Genomic DNA, 16,122 nt, shown 5'->3' on the forward strand with positions numbered 1-16,122 from the left:
AACACGAAGAAGCCCCCGGCCGAAAGACCGGGGGCTTCTTGCTGAACCGAGCGGACGACCAGGTTCGAACTGGCGACCTCAACCTTGGCAAGGTTGCGCTCTACCAACTGAGCTACGTCCGCAAGCGCCGAAGCGCGAGACCTACTATACCCATCCTCGTTGCCGTGCGAGACGCACGGCGGCATGTCGGTTCTCCGCGCCGAGCTTCGAGACGGCCGAGGAGAGGTAGTTCCGCACCGTTCCCTGCGAGAGCGAGGCCCGCTCGGCGACCTCCGCGACGGGCGCCCCGTCCGCCGCCAGCGCCAGCACCTCGGCCTCGCGCGCGGTGAGCGGAGAGTCCCCCGCGGAGATCGCGTCGGCCGCCAACTCCGGGTCCACGTAACGATTTCCGGCGTGCACGGTACGGATGATCCCGGCCAGTTGTCGGGCGCTCACGGTCTTCGGCACGAAGGCCCGCACACCCGCCTCGAGCGCCCGCTTGAGGTGACCGGGCAGACCGTGACTGGTCACGATCATCGTCCGGCAGCCGGGCAGCTCGGCCCGCAGCGATGTGGCGACACTCACACCGTCGGCGCCCGGCATCTCCAGGTCGAGCACGGCCACATCGGGGCGGTGGGCCCGTGCCATGGCCAGCGCCTCCGGGCCGGTCGCCGCTTCCGCGACCACCACGAGGTCGTCCTCCAGCGCGAGCAGCGCGGCGAGCGCGCCCCGGATCAGGTGCTCGTCGTCGGCGAGCAGCACCCGTACGGTCGTCATCGTGCTTCCTCCTGGAGCGCGGGCGCCTTCTCGGTGGCGGGCTCTTCACCACGGGCGGCGGGCACCACCGCTCCGAGCGGCGCCGCCGGTTCGAGCGGGATCGTCGCGGTGAGGCGGAACAGGCCGCTCCCCGCCGGGCACGCCTCCAGCGAACCGTCGAGTACGCGCAGCCGCTCCCGCAGCCCGGCGAGCCCGGACCCGCCGGGCACGGGCCCGGCGCCCACCCCGGCGCCTCCCCCAGCTCCGTTCTCCGCCCCGTCGCTCTTCACCCCGTCGTTCTCCACCCGCAGCACGGCCGCGCCCGCCGAGGTGTTCAGCCGGATCGTGCAGCGGCGCGGGTCGCCGTGCCGCAGGACGTTGGTCGCCGCCTCGCGCACGACCCAGCCCAGCGCGGACTGCACGGGGCCGGGCAGCCGGTCGCCGGACTCCCCCGTCACCTCGCACTCGATCCCGGCCGCGCTCAGCACCCCGCGGGCACCGGCCAGTTCCGTGCTCAGGTCGGCCTCCCGGTATCCCCGTACGACATCGCGCACCTCCTGCTGCGAGGTGCGGGCTATCCGCTGCACCTCGACCATCTGGTCCACCGCCTCCGGCCTCCCCCGCTGGGCCAGCTCCACGGCCAGCTCGCTCTTCAGGGCTATGACGGCGAGGTTGCGGCCCATCACGTCGTGCAGGTCCCTCGCGAACCGCAGCCGCTCCTCGGCCACCGCGAGCCGGGCCTGGAGGTCGCGTGCGTCCTCCGCCTGCCACATCACCTTCAGGCTCCAGGCACTGGGACGTACGGAGATCAGCACGAGCAGGCTGCCGAAGAGCGAGGTCGGCACCACCCCCGCCAGCATCCCGCCCCGGACCCCGGCCACCGCGAGGACCACCACGCTCAGGGCCGTGAAGGCGAACGACTGGATGAGGAAGGTGCGCACCGGCACCAGCAGGCTCTGCGTTATGGCGAACGCGATCGGCGCGTTCAGCATCATGATGAGCAGCCCCGGATCACCCACCCCGTCGATCCCGACCAGCGCCGCGAGCAGTCCCAGGTTCACCAGCAACAGGAACAGCGGGGGCAGTTGGCGCTTTCCGGGAAAGACGGCGACATCGAGATAGTGCGCGTAGGACGACTCCACATTGCGGTTGCTGAGCAGGCACTGCGTGAGGTTCACGAGGAGCAGTGCCACGCCCAGCGCGATCGGCAGCGGAGCGTGGCGGATGTCCGACTTGAAGGGAGTCAGCTGCCAGGACAGGGTGAAGAGCCAGGGGATCACCGAGATGGTCAGCCGCGAGTAGAGATCGATCCGCTCCAGCTTGCTGCGCCGCTGCCAACTGCGGCGCCAGCCCCGCACGAGCACCGGCACGGCATGTCCCTTCTCAACGTCGCGGTTCCCAGCGGAACCGATGCTTCACAGCAAACACGGCGATCACGGTCCAGGCCAGCCCGGTCAGAGCGGCCATCAGCAGACCAGAACCCCTCGGTCCCGCCCAGCCAGCCCGTCCGGACGAGCGTCATCACGCCGGTCATCGGCAGGAATTCGCACACCGCCGCCATCCGGTCGGGCATGACGTCCAACGGGACGAAGAGCCCCGAACCCGTCATCGATATGAAGAACAGCGGGAGGGTGGTGAGCTGCGAGGTCTGCACTGTGCGGGTCACGGCGGAGGTGAGCGCGGCCAGCGCCGCCAGCAGCACGACGCCCAGCAGCAGGCCCGCCAGCAGCAGTTCGGGGCGGCGTGGCACGGCGAGGCCGAAGAAGGCCGTCCCGGCCGCCACGATCACTGCCGTCTGCGCCAGCGCCAGTGCGGCCGACGGCAGGGCCGTGCCGATGAGGATCTCCCGGTCCGTGACTTCGCCGGTGCGCAGCCGCTTCAGGACCAGGTCCTCGCGCCGAGCCACGTAGGCCGAGACCAGGTTCATGTAGACGGCCTGGACCAGCACGATGCCGATGCCGCCGGTGAGCGCGGCCGCGGCGACGCTCAGGCCCGTCCCGTCGAGCACGGACTGCTTGAGCGTCGACTTCATCGCCAGGACCATGGCGGCGGGCATCAGCAGGGCGACGGAGATCGCCGTCCTGTTACGGGCCAGCAGGGCCGCCTCGGCCCGTCCCAGGGCGGTGAGCCGGCCCCGGAGCGTCGTCGCCGACGCGGCCGGCCTGTCCGGTGCGGACGCCGCGCCGCCCGGCGCGATTGTCGGGGTCGTCATTACGCGGCCACTCCTTCGGGCTCCGACGCGCTCTGCGCGATGTCGAGGAATGCTTCTTCGAGCGAGGCCGACCGGGCGTCGAGACCGAGCAGCCGGACGTCCGACTCCCTGGCCCAGGTCAGCAGTTCGTCCAGCGACTCCTGAAGGCGGTGGGTGCGTATCTCGATCCGGCCGCCCTCGGCCGCGGCCCGCAGCCCCAGCGGCAGCCGGGCCGCCGGAACTCCCTCCGGGAGCCGGAACCGGATGCGGGAGGGACGGGAGGCCGTCACCTCGGCGGTGGTGCCCGCCGTCACGATGCGCCCCCGGTGCATGATCGCCAGCCGGTCGGCGAGCGACTCGGCCTCCTCCAGGTAGTGCGTGGTGAGCAGCACGGTGGTGCCGCCGTCGCGCAGCGCGCGCACCAGCTCCCAGGTGTCGCGCCGCCCCTCGGCGTCGAGCCCGGTGGTCGGCTCGTCCAGGAACAGCACCTCGGGCCGCCCGAGCAGGGCCAGCGCCAGATCGAGGCGGCGCCGCTCGCCGCCGGAGAGCTGCTTGACCCGCGCCCGCGCCCGGTGGCCGAGCCCCACCAGGCCCAGCGCCTCCACGACCGGGCGCGCGCCCGTGGTGCAGCCCGCCCACATCCGTACCGTCTCGGTGACCGTCAGGTCGGAGGGGAAACCGCCCTCCTGGAGCATCACCCCGATCCGGGGCCGGACGGCGGCGCGCTCGCGGAACGGGTCGTGGCCGAGCACCCGCACCGCACCGCCATCGGGCACGGCCAGGCCCTCCAGCACCTCTACGGTGGAGGTCTTTCCGGCGCCGTTCGTCCCGAGCAGGGCGAAGAGCTCGCCGCGCGCCACCGAGAAGGAGACGCCGGAGACGGCCTCGAAGCCGCCCCCGTAACGTCGCCGCACGCCGTCCGCCTCGATCACGAGGCCGCCTGGAGTCTTGTCGCTGGTCATGCCTACAGATTTCCGCCGGACCCGCGCCGGGGTCAGTGCGAGCTGTCATCACTGCCCATGACAAACGTCATGTGACGACAAGCACCGCAACGGGCAGGAAGCAGCGGGCAGAAACGGCGGCCAAAGAAACGGCCGGCCGGAAGCAGCGAGCGGGAGGCAGGAGGCAGGAACTGGAGGCAGCAAGCAGCTCGATACGACGAAGGCCCTGATCGATATCGATCAGGGCCTTCGTTTTCATCAAGAGCGGACGACGAGATTCGAACTCGCGACCCTCACCTTGGCAAGGTGATGCTCTACCAACTGAGCCACGTCCGCATTACTGCCGCTCATTGTACTCCTCGAAAGGAGATCCGCCGGGCGGTATGCGCATCACTCTACCCGATCCACCGGAGTGGTCGATAAGAACGATGCAGAGCGGGTGACAGGAATCGCACACTGCGCCTTCCCCCTGGAAGGGGGATGTTCTGCTACTGAACTACACCCGCACGCTGCGTGGGGTTCGGCTTTTCGGCCTTGCCCCTCGGCGTGCTCCAGACTTTAGCCGACCTGCGGGGGTGCAGCGCAAGTCGGTGCCCCCGAGGTGTCGCCGGAGCATCGACGGGACATCGCCGGAGCGTCCCCGAGCGGGCCGCCCCGGCACCCCCGGCCGTCGGTCAGCTCGCTTCGCGGAACGCCTCGTAGACCTTCTTGGGGATGCGGCCGCGGGCCGGCACCTCCATCCGGTGGGACCGGGCCCAGGCGCGCACCGCCGCCGGATCGGGGGCGAGCGACGTGTGCCGGTAGGACACGGGAGTCCTGCCGTGCCTGCCGGCATTCGACTGCTTCCGCCCCGCCGCCATGTACGGCGCGAGGACCTTGCGCAGTTTCTTCGCATTGGCGGGATTGAGGTCGATCTCGTACGACTTCCCGTCGAGGGCGAAGGAGACCGTTTCCGCCGCTGCTCCCCCGTCGATGTCGTCGGAGAGCGTGACCACTACGCGCTGAGCCACGGATATCGGTCCTTTCCTACGGTATCGGCGCCGTCCGGCGTGCGCCGATACCGGCCTTCCGGCCGGTAGGCGGATACTGCGCCGGCGGGCCGCCGACTGTTTAGGGCAATGCTGCATTCCCCGGTAATCATTTGTACAGCGACGGGCGCCGCATTGTGAAGCCCGCACAATTACCTGCGCGTGTCAGTCTTGTATGCGTACCGCGTATACGCACGTCGTATACCTTCCGCCTTCCGTCTTCCATGTGTGCCATCGGCTTCCACGCGCACCACCGGCGAAGATTCTTTTTGCAGGACTTTTCCCGCGCGTTGTCGCGCCCGATATCCAGACGTGATCTTCCACGTCATCCACCGCCTCCGATATCTACCCGCGTAGATTTTCTGGGCAGGTAGGCTGAGGGGACCTGCGGGGGTCTGGGGAGCCCCCCGGAGAAACAGCCGCACCACACCACCACCGGGAGTGCCAGTGGCACGCGTCGTAGTCGACGTCATGCTCAAGCCCGAGATCCTCGACCCGCAGGGACAGGCGGTGCAGCGCGCACTGCCCCGTCTCGGCTTCGAGGGAATCGCGGACGTACGTCAGGGAAAGCGTTTCGAGCTCGAGGTCGAGGGGCCGGTCGACGATGCCGCCCTCAGCCGTATTCACGAGATGGCCGAGACTTTCCTCGCCAACACCGTCATCGAGGACTTCACCGTGACGGTGGAGAAGGTCGAGGAGTCGAAGTGACTGCTCGTATCGGAGTCGTCACCTTTCCCGGCACGCTCGACGACAAGGACAGCCTGAGGGCCGTACGGGTCGCGGGCGCCGAACCCGTGTCGCTGTGGCACCGCGACAAGGACCTGCACCAGGTCGACGCGGTCATCCTGGCGGGCGGCTTCTCCTACGGCGACTACCTGCGGGCCGGAGCCATCTCCCGCTTCTCGCCGGTCATGGAGACCGTCATCGAGCAGGCGAAGGCGGGCATGCCGGTCCTCGGCATCTGCAACGGCTTCCAGATCCTGACCGAGGCGCACCTGCTGCCCGGCGCGATGCTGCGCAACAACCACCTGCACTTCATCTGCCGCGACCAGAAGCTGCGCGTCGAGAACGCGGAGACGGACTGGACCTCGGACTACTCCGCGGGCCAGGAGATCTCCGTACCGCTCAAGAACATGGACGGGCGTTACGTCGCCGACGAGCGGGTGCTCGACGAGCTGGAGGCGGAGGGCCGGGTCGCCTTCCGCTACCTGGGCATGAACCCGAACGGTTCACTGCGCGACATCGCCGGCATCACCAACGCCGCGGGCAACGTCGTCGGCCTGATGCCGCACCCGGAGCACGCCGTCGAGCCGCTGATCGGAACCGGCCGCACCGACGGTCTCGGTTTCTTCACCTCGATCATCAAGAAGCTGGTCAACGCATGAGCCTGGATACGGTCAAGCACGCGGCCGGGACCCCGGACACCGCGCAGCCCTGGAAGGAGCTCGGCCTCAAGGAGGACGAGTACGCCCGGATCCGCGAGATCCTGGGCCGCCGTCCCACCGGTGCCGAGCTCGCCATGTACTCCGTGATGTGGTCCGAGCACTGCTCCTACAAGAGCAGCAAGGTCCACCTCAAGCAGTTCGGCGAGAAGGTCCCCGCCAACGACGCGATGCTCGTCGGCATCGGCGAGAACGCCGGTGTGGTCGACGTCGGCCAGGGGTACGCGGTCACCTTCAAGGTCGAGTCGCACAACCACCCCTCGTACATCGAGCCCTACCAGGGCGCGGCCACCGGCGTCGGCGGCATCGTCCGCGACATCCTCGCCATGGGTGCCCGCCCGGTCGCGGTCGTCGACCCGCTGCGCTTCGGCGCGGCCGACCACCCCGACACCAAGCGCGTCCTGCCGGGCGTCGTCGCGGGCATCGGCGGCTACGGCAACTGCCTGGGTCTGCCGAACATCGGCGGCGAGGTCGTCTTCGACGCCTGCTACCAGGGCAACCCGCTGGTCAACGCCGGCTGCATCGGCGTGATGAAGCACGAGGACATCCACCTGGCCAAGGCCTCCGGCCCCGGCAACAAGGTGATCCTGTACGGCGCCCGCACCGGCGGCGACGGCATCGGCGGCGTCTCCGTGCTGGCCTCGGAGACCTTCGAGTCGACCGGCCCGGCCAAGCGCCCGGCCGTCCAGGTCGGCGACCCGTTCCAGGAGAAGCTCCTCATCGAGTGCACCCTGGAGATCTTCAAGGAGAAGCTGGTCGCGGGCATCCAGGACCTCGGCGGCGCCGGGCTCTCCTGTGCCACCTCCGAGCTGGCCTCGGCCGGTTCCGGCGGCATGCGCGTCGAGCTGGACACCGTGCCGCTGCGTGACTCCTCGCTCTCGCCGGAGGAGATCCTCATGAGCGAGTCGCAGGAGCGCATGTGCGCGATCGTCGAGCCGCAGCACGTGGACCGCTTCCTGGAGATCTGCGAGAAGTGGGACGTCATCGCCACCGTCATCGGTGAGGTAACCGAGGGCTCCCAGCTGGAGATCTTCTGGCACGGCGAGCAGATCGTGGACGTACCGCCGCGGTCCGTCGCCCACGAGGGCCCGACGTACCACCGCCCGTTCGCCCGCCCGTCGTGGCAGGACGCGCTCCAGGCCGACGACGCCGGCAAGCTGGCCCGTCCGGCCAACGGCGCGGAGCTGCGGGAGCAGGTCCTCAGGCTGGTCTCGTCCCCGAACCAGGCGTCGAAGTCCTGGATCACCGACCAGTACGACCGGTTCGTGCAGGGCAACACCGTGCTCGCGATGCCCGAGGACGCCGGCATGGTCCGGATCGACGAGGAGTCGAACCTGGGCGTGGCCATGGCGACCGACGGCAACGGCCGGTACGCCAAGCTCGACCCGTACACCGGCGCGCAGCTCGCGCTGGCGGAGTCGTACCGCAATGTCGCCGCCTCCGGTGCGAAGCCGCTCGCTATCTCGGACTGCCTGAACTTCGGTTCGCCGGAGGACCCGGACGTCATGTGGCAGTTCGCCGAGGCCACCCGTGGCCTGGCGGACGGCTGCCTGGAGCTGGGGACGCCGGTCACCGGCGGAAACGTCTCGCTGTACAACCAGACCGGTGAGACGGCGATCCACCCGACGCCGGTCGTGGCCGTGCTCGGCGTGATCGACGACGTCAACCGGCGTACGCCGGTCGCCTTCGCCGAGGAGGGCCAGCTCCTCTACCTGCTGGGCGACACGCACGAGGAGTTCGGCGGTTCGGCCTGGTCCGAGGTGATCCACGGACACCTCGGCGGCATGCCGCCGAAGGTGGACCTGGGCCGCGAGAAGCTGCTCGCCGAGATCCTGATCTCGGCCTCCCGCGACGGCATGATCGACGCGGCGCACGACCTCTCCGACGGCGGTCTGATCCAGGCGGTCACCGAGTCCTGCCTGCGCGGCGGGAAGGGTGCCCGGCTGGTCGTGCCGGACGGTCTGGACGCGTTCACCTTCCTCTTCTCCGAGTCGGCGGGGCGCGCGATCGTCTCCGTGCCGCGGAGCGAGGAGCTCCGGTTCAACGACATGTGCGGGGCGCGGGGTCTGCCCGTCGCCCGGATCGGTGTCGTGGACGGCGAGGAGATCGATGTCCAGGGCGAGTTCGGCATTCCGCTGAGCGAGCTGCGCACCGCGCACGAGGAGACCATTCCGGGTCTGCTCGCCTGACGCGCCTGTTCCTGACGAGGAAGGCCCCGCCCTGTCGATGGGCGGGGCCTTCCTCGTTCGTGGGCGGGGCCGTTCACGTACGGTCCTGGTACGGGGTTCCGGTGGGGTCCCGGCTCACCGGTGGAGCGGGGCGGGGGGCGGCGGCGCGGTGGATTCGGCGGCGTTCACGTCCGCCGTCCGCGGTTCCCGGCGGGACGGCAGCCGGGTCGCCAGTACCGCCGCCAGGAGCATCACCCCGGTCGCGGCCCAGAAGACCACGTCGGTCGAGGTGACGAAGGCGTCCAGTGCCTGCCGGCGGGCGGGGCCGGTCAGCCGGCCGATTCCGCTGGTCATGCCGCCGGGCCCGTGAGCCGCGTAGACCCTGCTGAGTACGGTGCCGAAGAGCGCGGCGCCCAGTGCGCCGCCGAGGGTCTGGAAGAAGCGGACGCCGGTGGTGGCCACGCCCAGCTGATCGGCCGGTGCGGTGTCCTGGACCAGTTGGATCAGCTGTCCCACGAGCTGTCCGAAGCCGATGCCCATCAGCAGCAGCGCGGCGCGGACCGTCCAGAGGCTCGTGTCCGTGGAGAGCGTGGCGAGCAGTGCCAGGGCGGCGGACGCGCTGACGGTGCCGCTGACGACGAAGGTCTTCTGCGACCAGCCCGCCGCGGCGAGCCGTTCGGAGAGCAGGCCGACGGCCGCCATTCCGATCGCCATCGGGACCAGGTGGAGCCCGGCCGACGAGGCGGCGATCCCGCGGACGACCTGGAGATAGATCATCACGTAGACCATCGAGCCCATCATGGCCGCGCCGACCAGCCCCTGGATGGCGAAGCCGTACCGGATCTCACGGACCTTGAAGAGGCCGAGCGGCAGCACCGGTTCGGCGGCGGTGGCCTGGCGGCCCACGAAGAGGACGAGTGCGGCGGCGGTCGCCACGAGAAGGCCGACGATCAGCGGGGACGACCAGGCGTGGTCCTTGCCTCCCCACTCGGTGACCAGCAGCAGCATGGTGGAGAAGGCGGCCGCGAGCCCGGCACCCGGGAAGTCGATGGCACGGCGCGTGGTCCGCGCGGGCAGCTTCAGCACCCGGACCGCCGCGGCCAGGACGGCGAGGCCGACCGGCAGATTGACGTAGAAGATCCACCGCCAGTCGGCGTGGTCGGCGAGGGTTCCGCCGAGCCACGGCCCGAGCGCCATTCCCGCACCGGCGACGATCCCGCCGATGCTGCCGCCCTTGCCGGCGGCCTTCTCCTCGGGTCCCTTGAGCTCGCGCAGCACGACCATGGTGACGCTCATCAGTCCGCCGCCCCCGACGCCCTGAAGTGCGCGGGCGGCGATCAGCCAGCCCATGGAGCCGGCCATTCCGCACAGCGCCGATCCGGCGAGGAAGGAGGCTACGGCCCCGATGAAGACCTGCTTGGCGCCGAGTACGTCGCAGAGCTTCCCGTACAGCGGCAGTGCCGCGGTGGCGGCGAGCTGATAGGCGGCGATCAGCCAGGGGATCTTGTCGATCCCGTGCACCGGGTCGAGATCGCCGACGATCGGCACGGTCGCCGCCGAGACGATGTTCGTGTCGAGCACGGCCAGCAGGATCGTGGCGATGCAGAGCGTGAAACCGACCAGACGTTGCCGGTCGGTCATGGCTGCGGGCATGACGGATTCCCCTCCCGGGCGGCCGGGTGCCGCCGTGGTCGGGCACCACCATGACCCGTGAAAATGTATCGAGTCAAGAATTAATCCGATCTCAACTTTCATCCTGGTACAGTGACGCCATGACAGAGGGGATGAGCCTGCGCGAGCGCAAGAAGTTCCGGACGCGCCACCGCCTGCTGGCCGCGGCCACCGAACTCTTCTCGGAGCGCGGCTTCGACGGGGTCTCGGTCGCCGAGATCGCCGAGGCCGCCGAGGTCTCGAAGATGACGGTCTTCAACTACTTCGCGAGCAAGGAGGACCTGGTCCTCTCGCCGATGGAGGAGCACATCGGCGACGTCGCGCGAGTGGTACGGGACCGGGCGCCCGGCAGATCCGTGCTGGTCGCCGTGCGCACACAGTTCCTGGAGGCGATCGAGCGCCGCGACCCCTCGGTGGGGATGAGCGATCTGCCGATGGTGATGCAGGTGCGCCGGCTGATCCAGGAGACCCCGGCACTGCTGCTCCGGGCCCATGCCCTCTCCCTGCGCTCCTTCGACCTGCTCGCCGAGGCCCTGATCGAGGAGGGGCACGAGCCCGCCACGGCCCGGATCGCGGCGGCCCAGCTGATCGCCACCCGTAACTCCCTCATCCAGGCCAACCAGTCGCGGCTGCTGGCGGGCGAGCCCTCCGACGCGATCGCGCCGGAGGCCGCCGCGCTGGCCGTGCGCGGCTTCGCCATGCTGGCCGACGGGCTGGGCGGGTTCGCGATCCGGAACTGAGCCGCCGGGCAGGCCGTAGGCTCCCGGCATGCAGCCGTCCCGCAAACGCGCCCGCCGCTACGACCCGGTCAGGACCCGAGCCGCGGTCCTCGCCCAGTTCGCCCAGGTACGGGAAGCCGTGCGCACCCTGACGCCCGAGCAGCTGGCCAGGCCCACCCGGCTCGGCGACTGGACCGTACGCGAGCTGGCCGCCCACCTGACCATGGCGCTCTCCGGCGTCACCCGGAGCCTGGCGCTGCCGGAACCCGCCGCGGCGAAGCCGGGCCTCGCGCTCGTCGAGTGGCCGTCGGCGACCGCGGACCGGGCGGACGGCATCGCCGACGACACCCGGGCACTCGCCCGGGACCACCCCGACCTGGACGCGCTGTACGGGGAGGCCGCGGCGCGGTTCGAGGAGCTGGTGCCCGGGGCCGACGACGAGCGGCTGCTGACGACCCGGGTCGGGGTGATGCGGCTGGCCGACTACCTCGTCACCCGCACCGTCGAGCTGATCGTGCACACCGACGACCTGAACGAGGCGACCGGCCTCGGCATCCCGTACGACCGGCAGGCACTCGCCGCCTGCACCCGGCTGCTCGCCGACGCCCTCGCGCAGAAGGCCCCGGGCGGCTCGGTCGAGGTGCGCGTACCGCCGTTCGCGGTCGTCCAGTGCGTGCCGGGCCCCCGGCACACCCGCGGCACCCCGCCCAACGTCGTCGAGACCGACCCCCTCACCTGGATCCGGCTCGCCACCGGACGCACGCAGTGGGCGCGGGCGCTCGACGCGGCAAAGGTCAACGCCAGCGGGGAGCGGGCCGATCTCGCCGCGCTGCTGCCCCTGATGGGCTGAGGGAGCCACCGAGGAACCGGGGGAACCGCACGGCGGACCGCACCGTCCCAGCGCCATGCGGACCCGACGAACAGCCCGAGATCCCCGAGCGGCCGTGACCGCCCTCGTACCCCTCGTATCCCTCGCCCTGCTCGCCCTCACCGCCTGCGGCACCGAGCGGGGAACCGGCACCGGGGCGGGCGGCTCCGTGGCCCCTTCCTCGCCGCCCCCGACCCCGCTCACCGGCACCACCTGGACCGTCACGTCCCTGACCTCCGGCCCGGGCGCCTCGGCCGCGCCGCTGCCCGCGGGCGCGGAGCGGGAGGCCCGGGTCGTCTTCGGCAGGAACGGCTCCGTCCACGGCAGCACGGGCTGCAACTCGTTCCGCGGCACGGCGGTGATCAGCGGCTCCACCGTCACCTTCGGCCTGGCGGAGAGCACCAAGATGATGTGCCCCGGTCCCCGGATGAAGGTGGAACGGGCCCTGCTGGAGATCCTGGACGGGCGAACGACGTACCGGACCGGCCCGGGCACGCTCTCCCTCACCGCCGCGAACGGCAAGGGGCTCGGCGCCACGGCCGAAGAACCCTCCGCCACCGCCGCGCCCTCCACGGCCACGACCCCCGCGACCGCCCCCTGAACCGCCCGCCCCGGCGCCCCGAATCCCCCATCCCGGACATCAGGGTGTGAGGCTCGCCACGAAACGCGCGTTCGGTCGGCTCGCACACCGAACCGCCTGGCGCCTCACCGAGCGCCACCGCCCGGCCCGACACCCCTTCGGGCCGGGTGGCCGGAAACCGACGGCAACCAGGCCCTGATCCGGGCGCTCGCCGCCCCCTGGCCCGATCCGCCCCTCGCGGCGACCGCCGGGCAATCACTCCGCGTAACCGTTCGGAGCGGGCTCCGGACCCTCCCCGGGAGCGCTTCCACGGTGGTCCGGCCCACTGTCCCGAATTCGGACCAGTGGTCGATCTCGCCTACACTCAGTGGCGTGCCTCGTGGTGATGGACGACTCAACCACGACCTGCTCCCCGGAGAGAAAGGCCCCCAGGACGCATGTGGCGTCTTCGGTGTCTGGGCTCCGGGCGAAGAGGTCGCCAAGCTCACCTATTTCGGACTGTATGCCCTGCAGCACCGTGGACAGGAGTCCGCGGGCATCGCAGTGAGCAACGGGTCGCAGATCCTGGTCTTCAAGGACATGGGACTGGTCTCGCAGGTCTTCGACGAAACGTCTCTGGGATCGCTCCAGGGCCATATCGCGGTCGGTCACGCCCGCTACTCCACCACCGGTGCCTCGGTGTGGGAGAACGCGCAGCCGACGTTCCGTGCCACCGCGCACGGCTCGATCGCCCTGGGTCACAACGGCAATCTGGTCAATACGGCCCAGCTCGCCGAAATGGTCGCCGAGCTTCCCCGCAGGGACGGCCGCGCCACCCAGGTCGCCGCGACGAACGACACCGATCTGGTGACCGCGCTGCTCGCCGGACAGACCGGGGAGGACGGCGAGCCGCTCACCATCGAGCAGGCCGCCGCGAAGGTGCTCCCCGATGTGCGGGGCGCCTTCTCCCTCGTCTTCATGGACGAGCACACCCTCTACGCCGCCCGTGACCCGCAGGGCATCCGCCCGCTGGTCCTCGGCCGGCTGGAGCGCGGCTGGGTGGTGGCCTCCGAGTCCGCCGCCCTCGACATCTGCGGCGCCAGCTTCGTCCGCGAGATCGAGCCGGGCGAGCTCGTCGCCATCGACGAGAACGGCCTGCGCACCTCGCGGTTCGCGGAAGCGAAGCCCAAGGGCTGCGTCTTCGAGTACGTCTACCTGGCCCGCCCCGACACCGACATCGCCGGGCGCAACGTCTACCTGTCCCGGGTGGAGATGGGCCGCAAGCTCGCCGCCGAGGCCCCGGTCGAGGCCGATCTGGTGATAGCGACGCCGGAGTCCGGCACGCCCGCCGCCATCGGTTACGCGGAAGCCAGTGGCATCCCGTTCGGCGCCGGACTGGTGAAGAACGCCTACGTCGGCCGTACCTTCATCCAGCCGTCCCAGACCATCCGGCAGCTGGGCATCCGCCTCAAGCTCAACCCGCTGCGCGAGGTCATCAAGGGCAAGCGCCTGGTGGTCGTCGACGACTCGATCGTCCGCGGCAACACCCAGCGCGCGCTGGTCCGGATGCTCCGCGAGGCCGGTGCCGCCGAGATCCACATCCGTATCTCCTCCCCGCCGGTCAAGTGGCCCTGCTTCTTCGGGATCGACTTCGCGACCCGCGCCGAGCTGATCGCCAACGGCATGTCCGTCGACGAGATCGCCACGTCGATGGGCGCCGACTCCCTCGCGTACATCTCCCTCGACGCCATGATCGAGGCGACGACGATCGCCAAGCCGAACCTCTGCCGCGCCTGCTTCGACGGCGAGTACCCCATGGAGCTCCCCGACCCGGAGCTGCTCGGCAAGCAGCTGCTGGAGACCGAGCTGGCGGCAGGCCCGGCGGCGACCGCCGCGTCCGACGCGCTGCGCCGCCCGTGACGGTTCCGCCGTACACCTCCGGCCACCAGCCCCGTATCTCCACACGAAAGATCCCAGGCCATGTCTGAGACAACAGGTGCTTCCTACGCGGCAGCGGGCGTCGACATCGAGGCCGGCGACCGCGCCGTCGAGCTCATGAAGGAGTGGGTGAAGAAGACGCAGCGCCCCGAGGTCGCGGGCCTCGGCGGCCTCGGCGGCTTCGCCGGCCTCTTCGACGCCTCGGCACTCAAGCGCTACGAGCGTCCGCTCCTCGCCTCCGCCACCGACGGCGTCGGCACGAAGGTCGACCTCGCCCGCAAGATGGGCGTGTACGACACCATCGGCCACGACCTCGTGGGCATGGTCGTCGACGACCTGGTCGTCTGCGGCGCCGAGCCGCTCTTCATGACCGACTACATCTGCGTCGGCAAGGTGCACCCCGAGCGCGTCGCTTCGATCGTCAAGGGCATCGCCGAGGGCTGCGTGCTCGCCGGCTGCTCCCTGGTCGGCGGCGAGACGGCCGAGCACCCCGGCCTCCTCGGCCCGGACGACTTCGACGTCGCCGGTGCCGGTACGGGCGTGGTCGAGGCCGACCGGCTGCTGGGCCCGGACCGTATCCGTAAGGGTGACGTGGTGATCGCCATGGCGTCGTCCGGACTTCACTCCAACGGGTACTCGCTGGTCCGGCACGTGGTCTTCGACCGGGCCGGCTGGTCGCTGGACCGGCAGGTCGAGGAGTTCGGCCGCACGCTCGGCGAGGAGCTGCTGGAGCCCACCCGGATCTACTCGCTGGACTGCCTGGCGCTCACCCGCACCACCGAGGTCCACGGCTTCAGCCACGTCACCGGCGGCGGCCTGGCCAACAACCTGGCCCGGGTCATCCCGGACGGCCTGCACGCCCGGGTCGACCGCTCCACCTGGACGCCCGGCGCGGTCTTCGACCTGGTCGGCCGGACCGGTCAGGTCGAGCAGCTGGAGCTGGAGAAGACGCTGAACATGGGCGTCGGCATGATCGCGATCGTCCCGGCCGACTCCGTGGACGCGGCCCTGACGACGCTGGCCGACCGCGGGGTCGACTCCTGGGTCGCGGGCGAGATCGTCGAGCGCGGGGAGCACACCTCGGGCGCCGAGCTCGTCGGCGGGTACGCGCGATAGGAACGGCCGGGAACACCGGGGCGCCCCTGATGTCCGCCACTCCCCCGACCGCCGCACGGCCGACAGGCCCGGCGGCGGGGGGACGGTCGGACGGCCCCGCACCCGCGACGGACCGGAACAGCACGCGAACGGACCGAAGCGGCGCGCGAACGGACCGGAGCAACACAGAACCCGGTCCGGGACGGGCCCGGACCGGGTTGATGTGTCAGCGCGAGGTCAAGCGCCGCGGCGCTGTGACGACGGACCGGACTTGTCGTCCTCGTCCTCGTCCTCGTCGTCGTTGTACAGATCCGCGTACTGTGCGTACGGGTCATCCTCCTCGTCGTCCTCGAACGGCTCCGCGTTCGGTGGCTGACTCGAAGGTGATGCGCCCAGCTCATTGGCCAGACGCGACAGGTCAGTCCCGCCGGTGCTGTACTTCAGCTGGCGGGCGACCTTGGTCTGCTTGGCCTTTGCCCGGCCGCGCCCCATGGCTCGACCCCCTCGGTGACGGGGCTCGACGGCCCCAGAGTCTTGACACGCGTTCATGTTTCAGGACGGACTCTCGGCTGAGAGACCGTGCCCGTAGGGCTTCAACGGTACCTGCTTCCGCGGCCATACGGTACGTCGCCCGCGTCACGCGCCCCGGAAGCAGACCTGCGAGGAGCCCCGTCCTCGCTGGTCAACTGCGATTTTAACCTCTTCTTGGCATACGACCCGCCGACCGGCGTGAGTCTTCTCTAGCCGGGCCGGGGGTGGGTGGGCCC

The 16,122-nt window shown here is 70.6% G+C and carries 14 protein-coding genes, 3 tRNA genes and 1 pseudogene; 8 read left to right on the forward strand and 10 right to left on the reverse strand.

Annotation, left to right across the window (positions count from 1 at the left end; translation table 11 throughout):
- Window positions 1-49: 49 nt before the first annotated feature.
- From ACFCV8_RS30135 to ACFCV8_RS30170, 8 genes and pseudogenes are all read right to left on the reverse strand, one after another.
- Window positions 50-122 (reverse strand) — tRNA-Gly (locus ACFCV8_RS30135).
- Window positions 123-144: 22 nt separating this feature from the next.
- A complete protein-coding gene (locus ACFCV8_RS30140) occupies window positions 145-756 on the reverse strand; it encodes a response regulator (RefSeq protein WP_376688649.1) in 612 nt (203 codons plus the stop codon).
- On the reverse strand, window positions 753-2,099 hold the full coding sequence (locus ACFCV8_RS30145) for a sensor histidine kinase (protein ID WP_376688661.1): 1,347 nt from the start codon (window positions 2,097-2,099) through the stop codon (window positions 753-755). The genes ACFCV8_RS30140 and ACFCV8_RS30145 overlap by 4 nt, the downstream gene beginning before the upstream one ends.
- A gap of 19 nt (window positions 2,100-2,118) precedes the next feature.
- Window positions 2,119-2,947 (reverse strand): annotated as a pseudogene (locus tag ACFCV8_RS30150) (ABC transporter permease).
- The gene (locus ACFCV8_RS30155) at window positions 2,947-3,888 is read right to left on the reverse strand and encodes an ABC transporter ATP-binding protein (RefSeq protein ID WP_376688650.1); all 942 of its coding nucleotides are present in this window, start codon (window positions 3,886-3,888) and stop codon (window positions 2,947-2,949) included. Before ACFCV8_RS30155 ends, ACFCV8_RS30150 begins: the two are co-directional and overlap by 1 nt.
- A gap of 242 nt (window positions 3,889-4,130) precedes the next feature.
- Window positions 4,131-4,203: transfer RNA gene (locus ACFCV8_RS30160), tRNA-Gly, on the reverse strand.
- 98 nt (window positions 4,204-4,301) lie between these two features.
- Window positions 4,302-4,373, reverse strand: a tRNA-Gly gene (locus tag ACFCV8_RS30165).
- A 168-nt stretch (window positions 4,374-4,541) separates the two neighbouring features.
- Entirely contained in the window at window positions 4,542-4,877 is a 336-nt protein-coding gene (locus ACFCV8_RS30170; protein WP_376688651.1) for an Lsr2 family protein, read from the reverse strand.
- A gap of 465 nt (window positions 4,878-5,342) precedes the next feature.
- Between ACFCV8_RS30170 and purS the strand changes: the two genes are divergently transcribed.
- From purS to purL, 3 genes are read left to right on the forward strand one after another with little or no spacing between them, the layout of a single operon-like run.
- A complete protein-coding gene (purS, locus tag ACFCV8_RS30175) occupies window positions 5,343-5,603 on the forward strand; it encodes a phosphoribosylformylglycinamidine synthase subunit PurS (protein WP_376688652.1) in 261 nt (86 codons plus the stop codon).
- Entirely contained in the window at window positions 5,600-6,280 is a 681-nt protein-coding gene (gene purQ, locus ACFCV8_RS30180) for a phosphoribosylformylglycinamidine synthase subunit PurQ (protein ID WP_376688653.1), read from the forward strand. Before purS ends, purQ begins: the two co-directional genes overlap by 4 nt.
- On the forward strand, window positions 6,277-8,526 hold the full coding sequence (gene purL, locus ACFCV8_RS30185; protein WP_376688654.1) for a phosphoribosylformylglycinamidine synthase subunit PurL: 2,250 nt from the start codon (window positions 6,277-6,279) through the stop codon (window positions 8,524-8,526). The genes purQ and purL overlap by 4 nt, the downstream gene beginning before the upstream one ends.
- Before the next feature lie 114 nt (window positions 8,527-8,640).
- Here purL and ACFCV8_RS30190 read toward each other — a convergent pair whose 3' ends face one another.
- Window positions 8,641-10,158 (reverse strand): MFS transporter, encoded by a 1,518-nt coding sequence (locus ACFCV8_RS30190; protein ID WP_376688655.1) that lies wholly within the window; start codon window positions 10,156-10,158, stop codon window positions 8,641-8,643.
- 119 nt (window positions 10,159-10,277) lie between these two features.
- Between ACFCV8_RS30190 and ACFCV8_RS30195 the strand changes: the two genes are divergently transcribed.
- From ACFCV8_RS30195 to purM, 5 genes are all read left to right on the forward strand, one after another.
- Window positions 10,278-10,916, forward strand: a complete 639-nt coding sequence (locus ACFCV8_RS30195; protein ID WP_376688656.1) for a TetR/AcrR family transcriptional regulator — start codon at window positions 10,278-10,280, stop codon at window positions 10,914-10,916.
- Between the two features lie 28 nt (window positions 10,917-10,944).
- Window positions 10,945-11,745, forward strand: coding sequence for a sterol carrier family protein (locus ACFCV8_RS30200; protein ID WP_376688657.1), 801 nt, complete (start codon window positions 10,945-10,947; stop codon window positions 11,743-11,745).
- 94 nt (window positions 11,746-11,839) lie between these two features.
- Entirely contained in the window at window positions 11,840-12,364 is a 525-nt protein-coding gene (locus tag ACFCV8_RS30205; RefSeq protein ID WP_376688658.1) for an META domain-containing protein, read from the forward strand.
- A gap of 351 nt (window positions 12,365-12,715) precedes the next feature.
- Window positions 12,716-14,242: an amidophosphoribosyltransferase gene (purF, locus tag ACFCV8_RS30210; protein ID WP_376688659.1), complete on the forward strand. Its 1,527-nt coding sequence runs from the start codon at window positions 12,716-12,718 to the stop codon at window positions 14,240-14,242.
- Between the two features lie 60 nt (window positions 14,243-14,302).
- Window positions 14,303-15,376: a phosphoribosylformylglycinamidine cyclo-ligase gene (gene purM / locus ACFCV8_RS30215; protein ID WP_376688660.1), complete on the forward strand. Its 1,074-nt coding sequence runs from the start codon at window positions 14,303-14,305 to the stop codon at window positions 15,374-15,376.
- A 216-nt stretch (window positions 15,377-15,592) separates the two neighbouring features.
- On the opposite strand, the gene ACFCV8_RS30220 is transcribed toward purM, so the two are convergent.
- The gene (locus tag ACFCV8_RS30220; RefSeq protein WP_148837076.1) at window positions 15,593-15,847 is read right to left on the reverse strand and encodes a DUF3073 domain-containing protein; all 255 of its coding nucleotides are present in this window, start codon (window positions 15,845-15,847) and stop codon (window positions 15,593-15,595) included.
- Between the last annotated feature and the right edge of the window lie 275 nt (window positions 15,848-16,122).

It is taken from the genome of Streptomyces sp. NPDC056347 (genome assembly GCF_042262625.1).
Lineage (GTDB): Bacteria > Actinomycetota > Actinomycetes > Streptomycetales > Streptomycetaceae > Streptomyces.

Bases quoted from the DNA above. Each gene is read 5' to 3' on its own strand.
- ACFCV8_RS30195 (WP_376688656.1), top strand. From the start codon at position 10,278: ATGACAGAGGGGATGAGCCTGCGCGAGCGCAAGAAGTTCCGGACGCGC.
- ACFCV8_RS30200 (WP_376688657.1), top strand. From the start codon at position 10,945: ATGCAGCCGTCCCGCAAACGCGCCCGCCGCTACGACCCGGTCAGGACC.
- ACFCV8_RS30140 (WP_376688649.1), bottom strand. From the start codon at position 756: ATGACGACCGTACGGGTGCTGCTCGCCGACGACGAGCACCTGATCCGG.
- purM (WP_376688660.1), top strand. From the start codon at position 14,303: ATGTCTGAGACAACAGGTGCTTCCTACGCGGCAGCGGGCGTCGACATC.
- ACFCV8_RS30155 (WP_376688650.1), bottom strand. From the start codon at position 3,888: ATGACCAGCGACAAGACTCCAGGCGGCCTCGTGATCGAGGCGGACGGC.
- purL (WP_376688654.1), top strand. From the start codon at position 6,277: ATGAGCCTGGATACGGTCAAGCACGCGGCCGGGACCCCGGACACCGCG.
- ACFCV8_RS30190 (WP_376688655.1), bottom strand. From the start codon at position 10,158: ATGCCCGCAGCCATGACCGACCGGCAACGTCTGGTCGGTTTCACGCTC.
- ACFCV8_RS30220 (WP_148837076.1), bottom strand. From the start codon at position 15,847: ATGGGGCGCGGCCGGGCAAAGGCCAAGCAGACCAAGGTCGCCCGCCAG.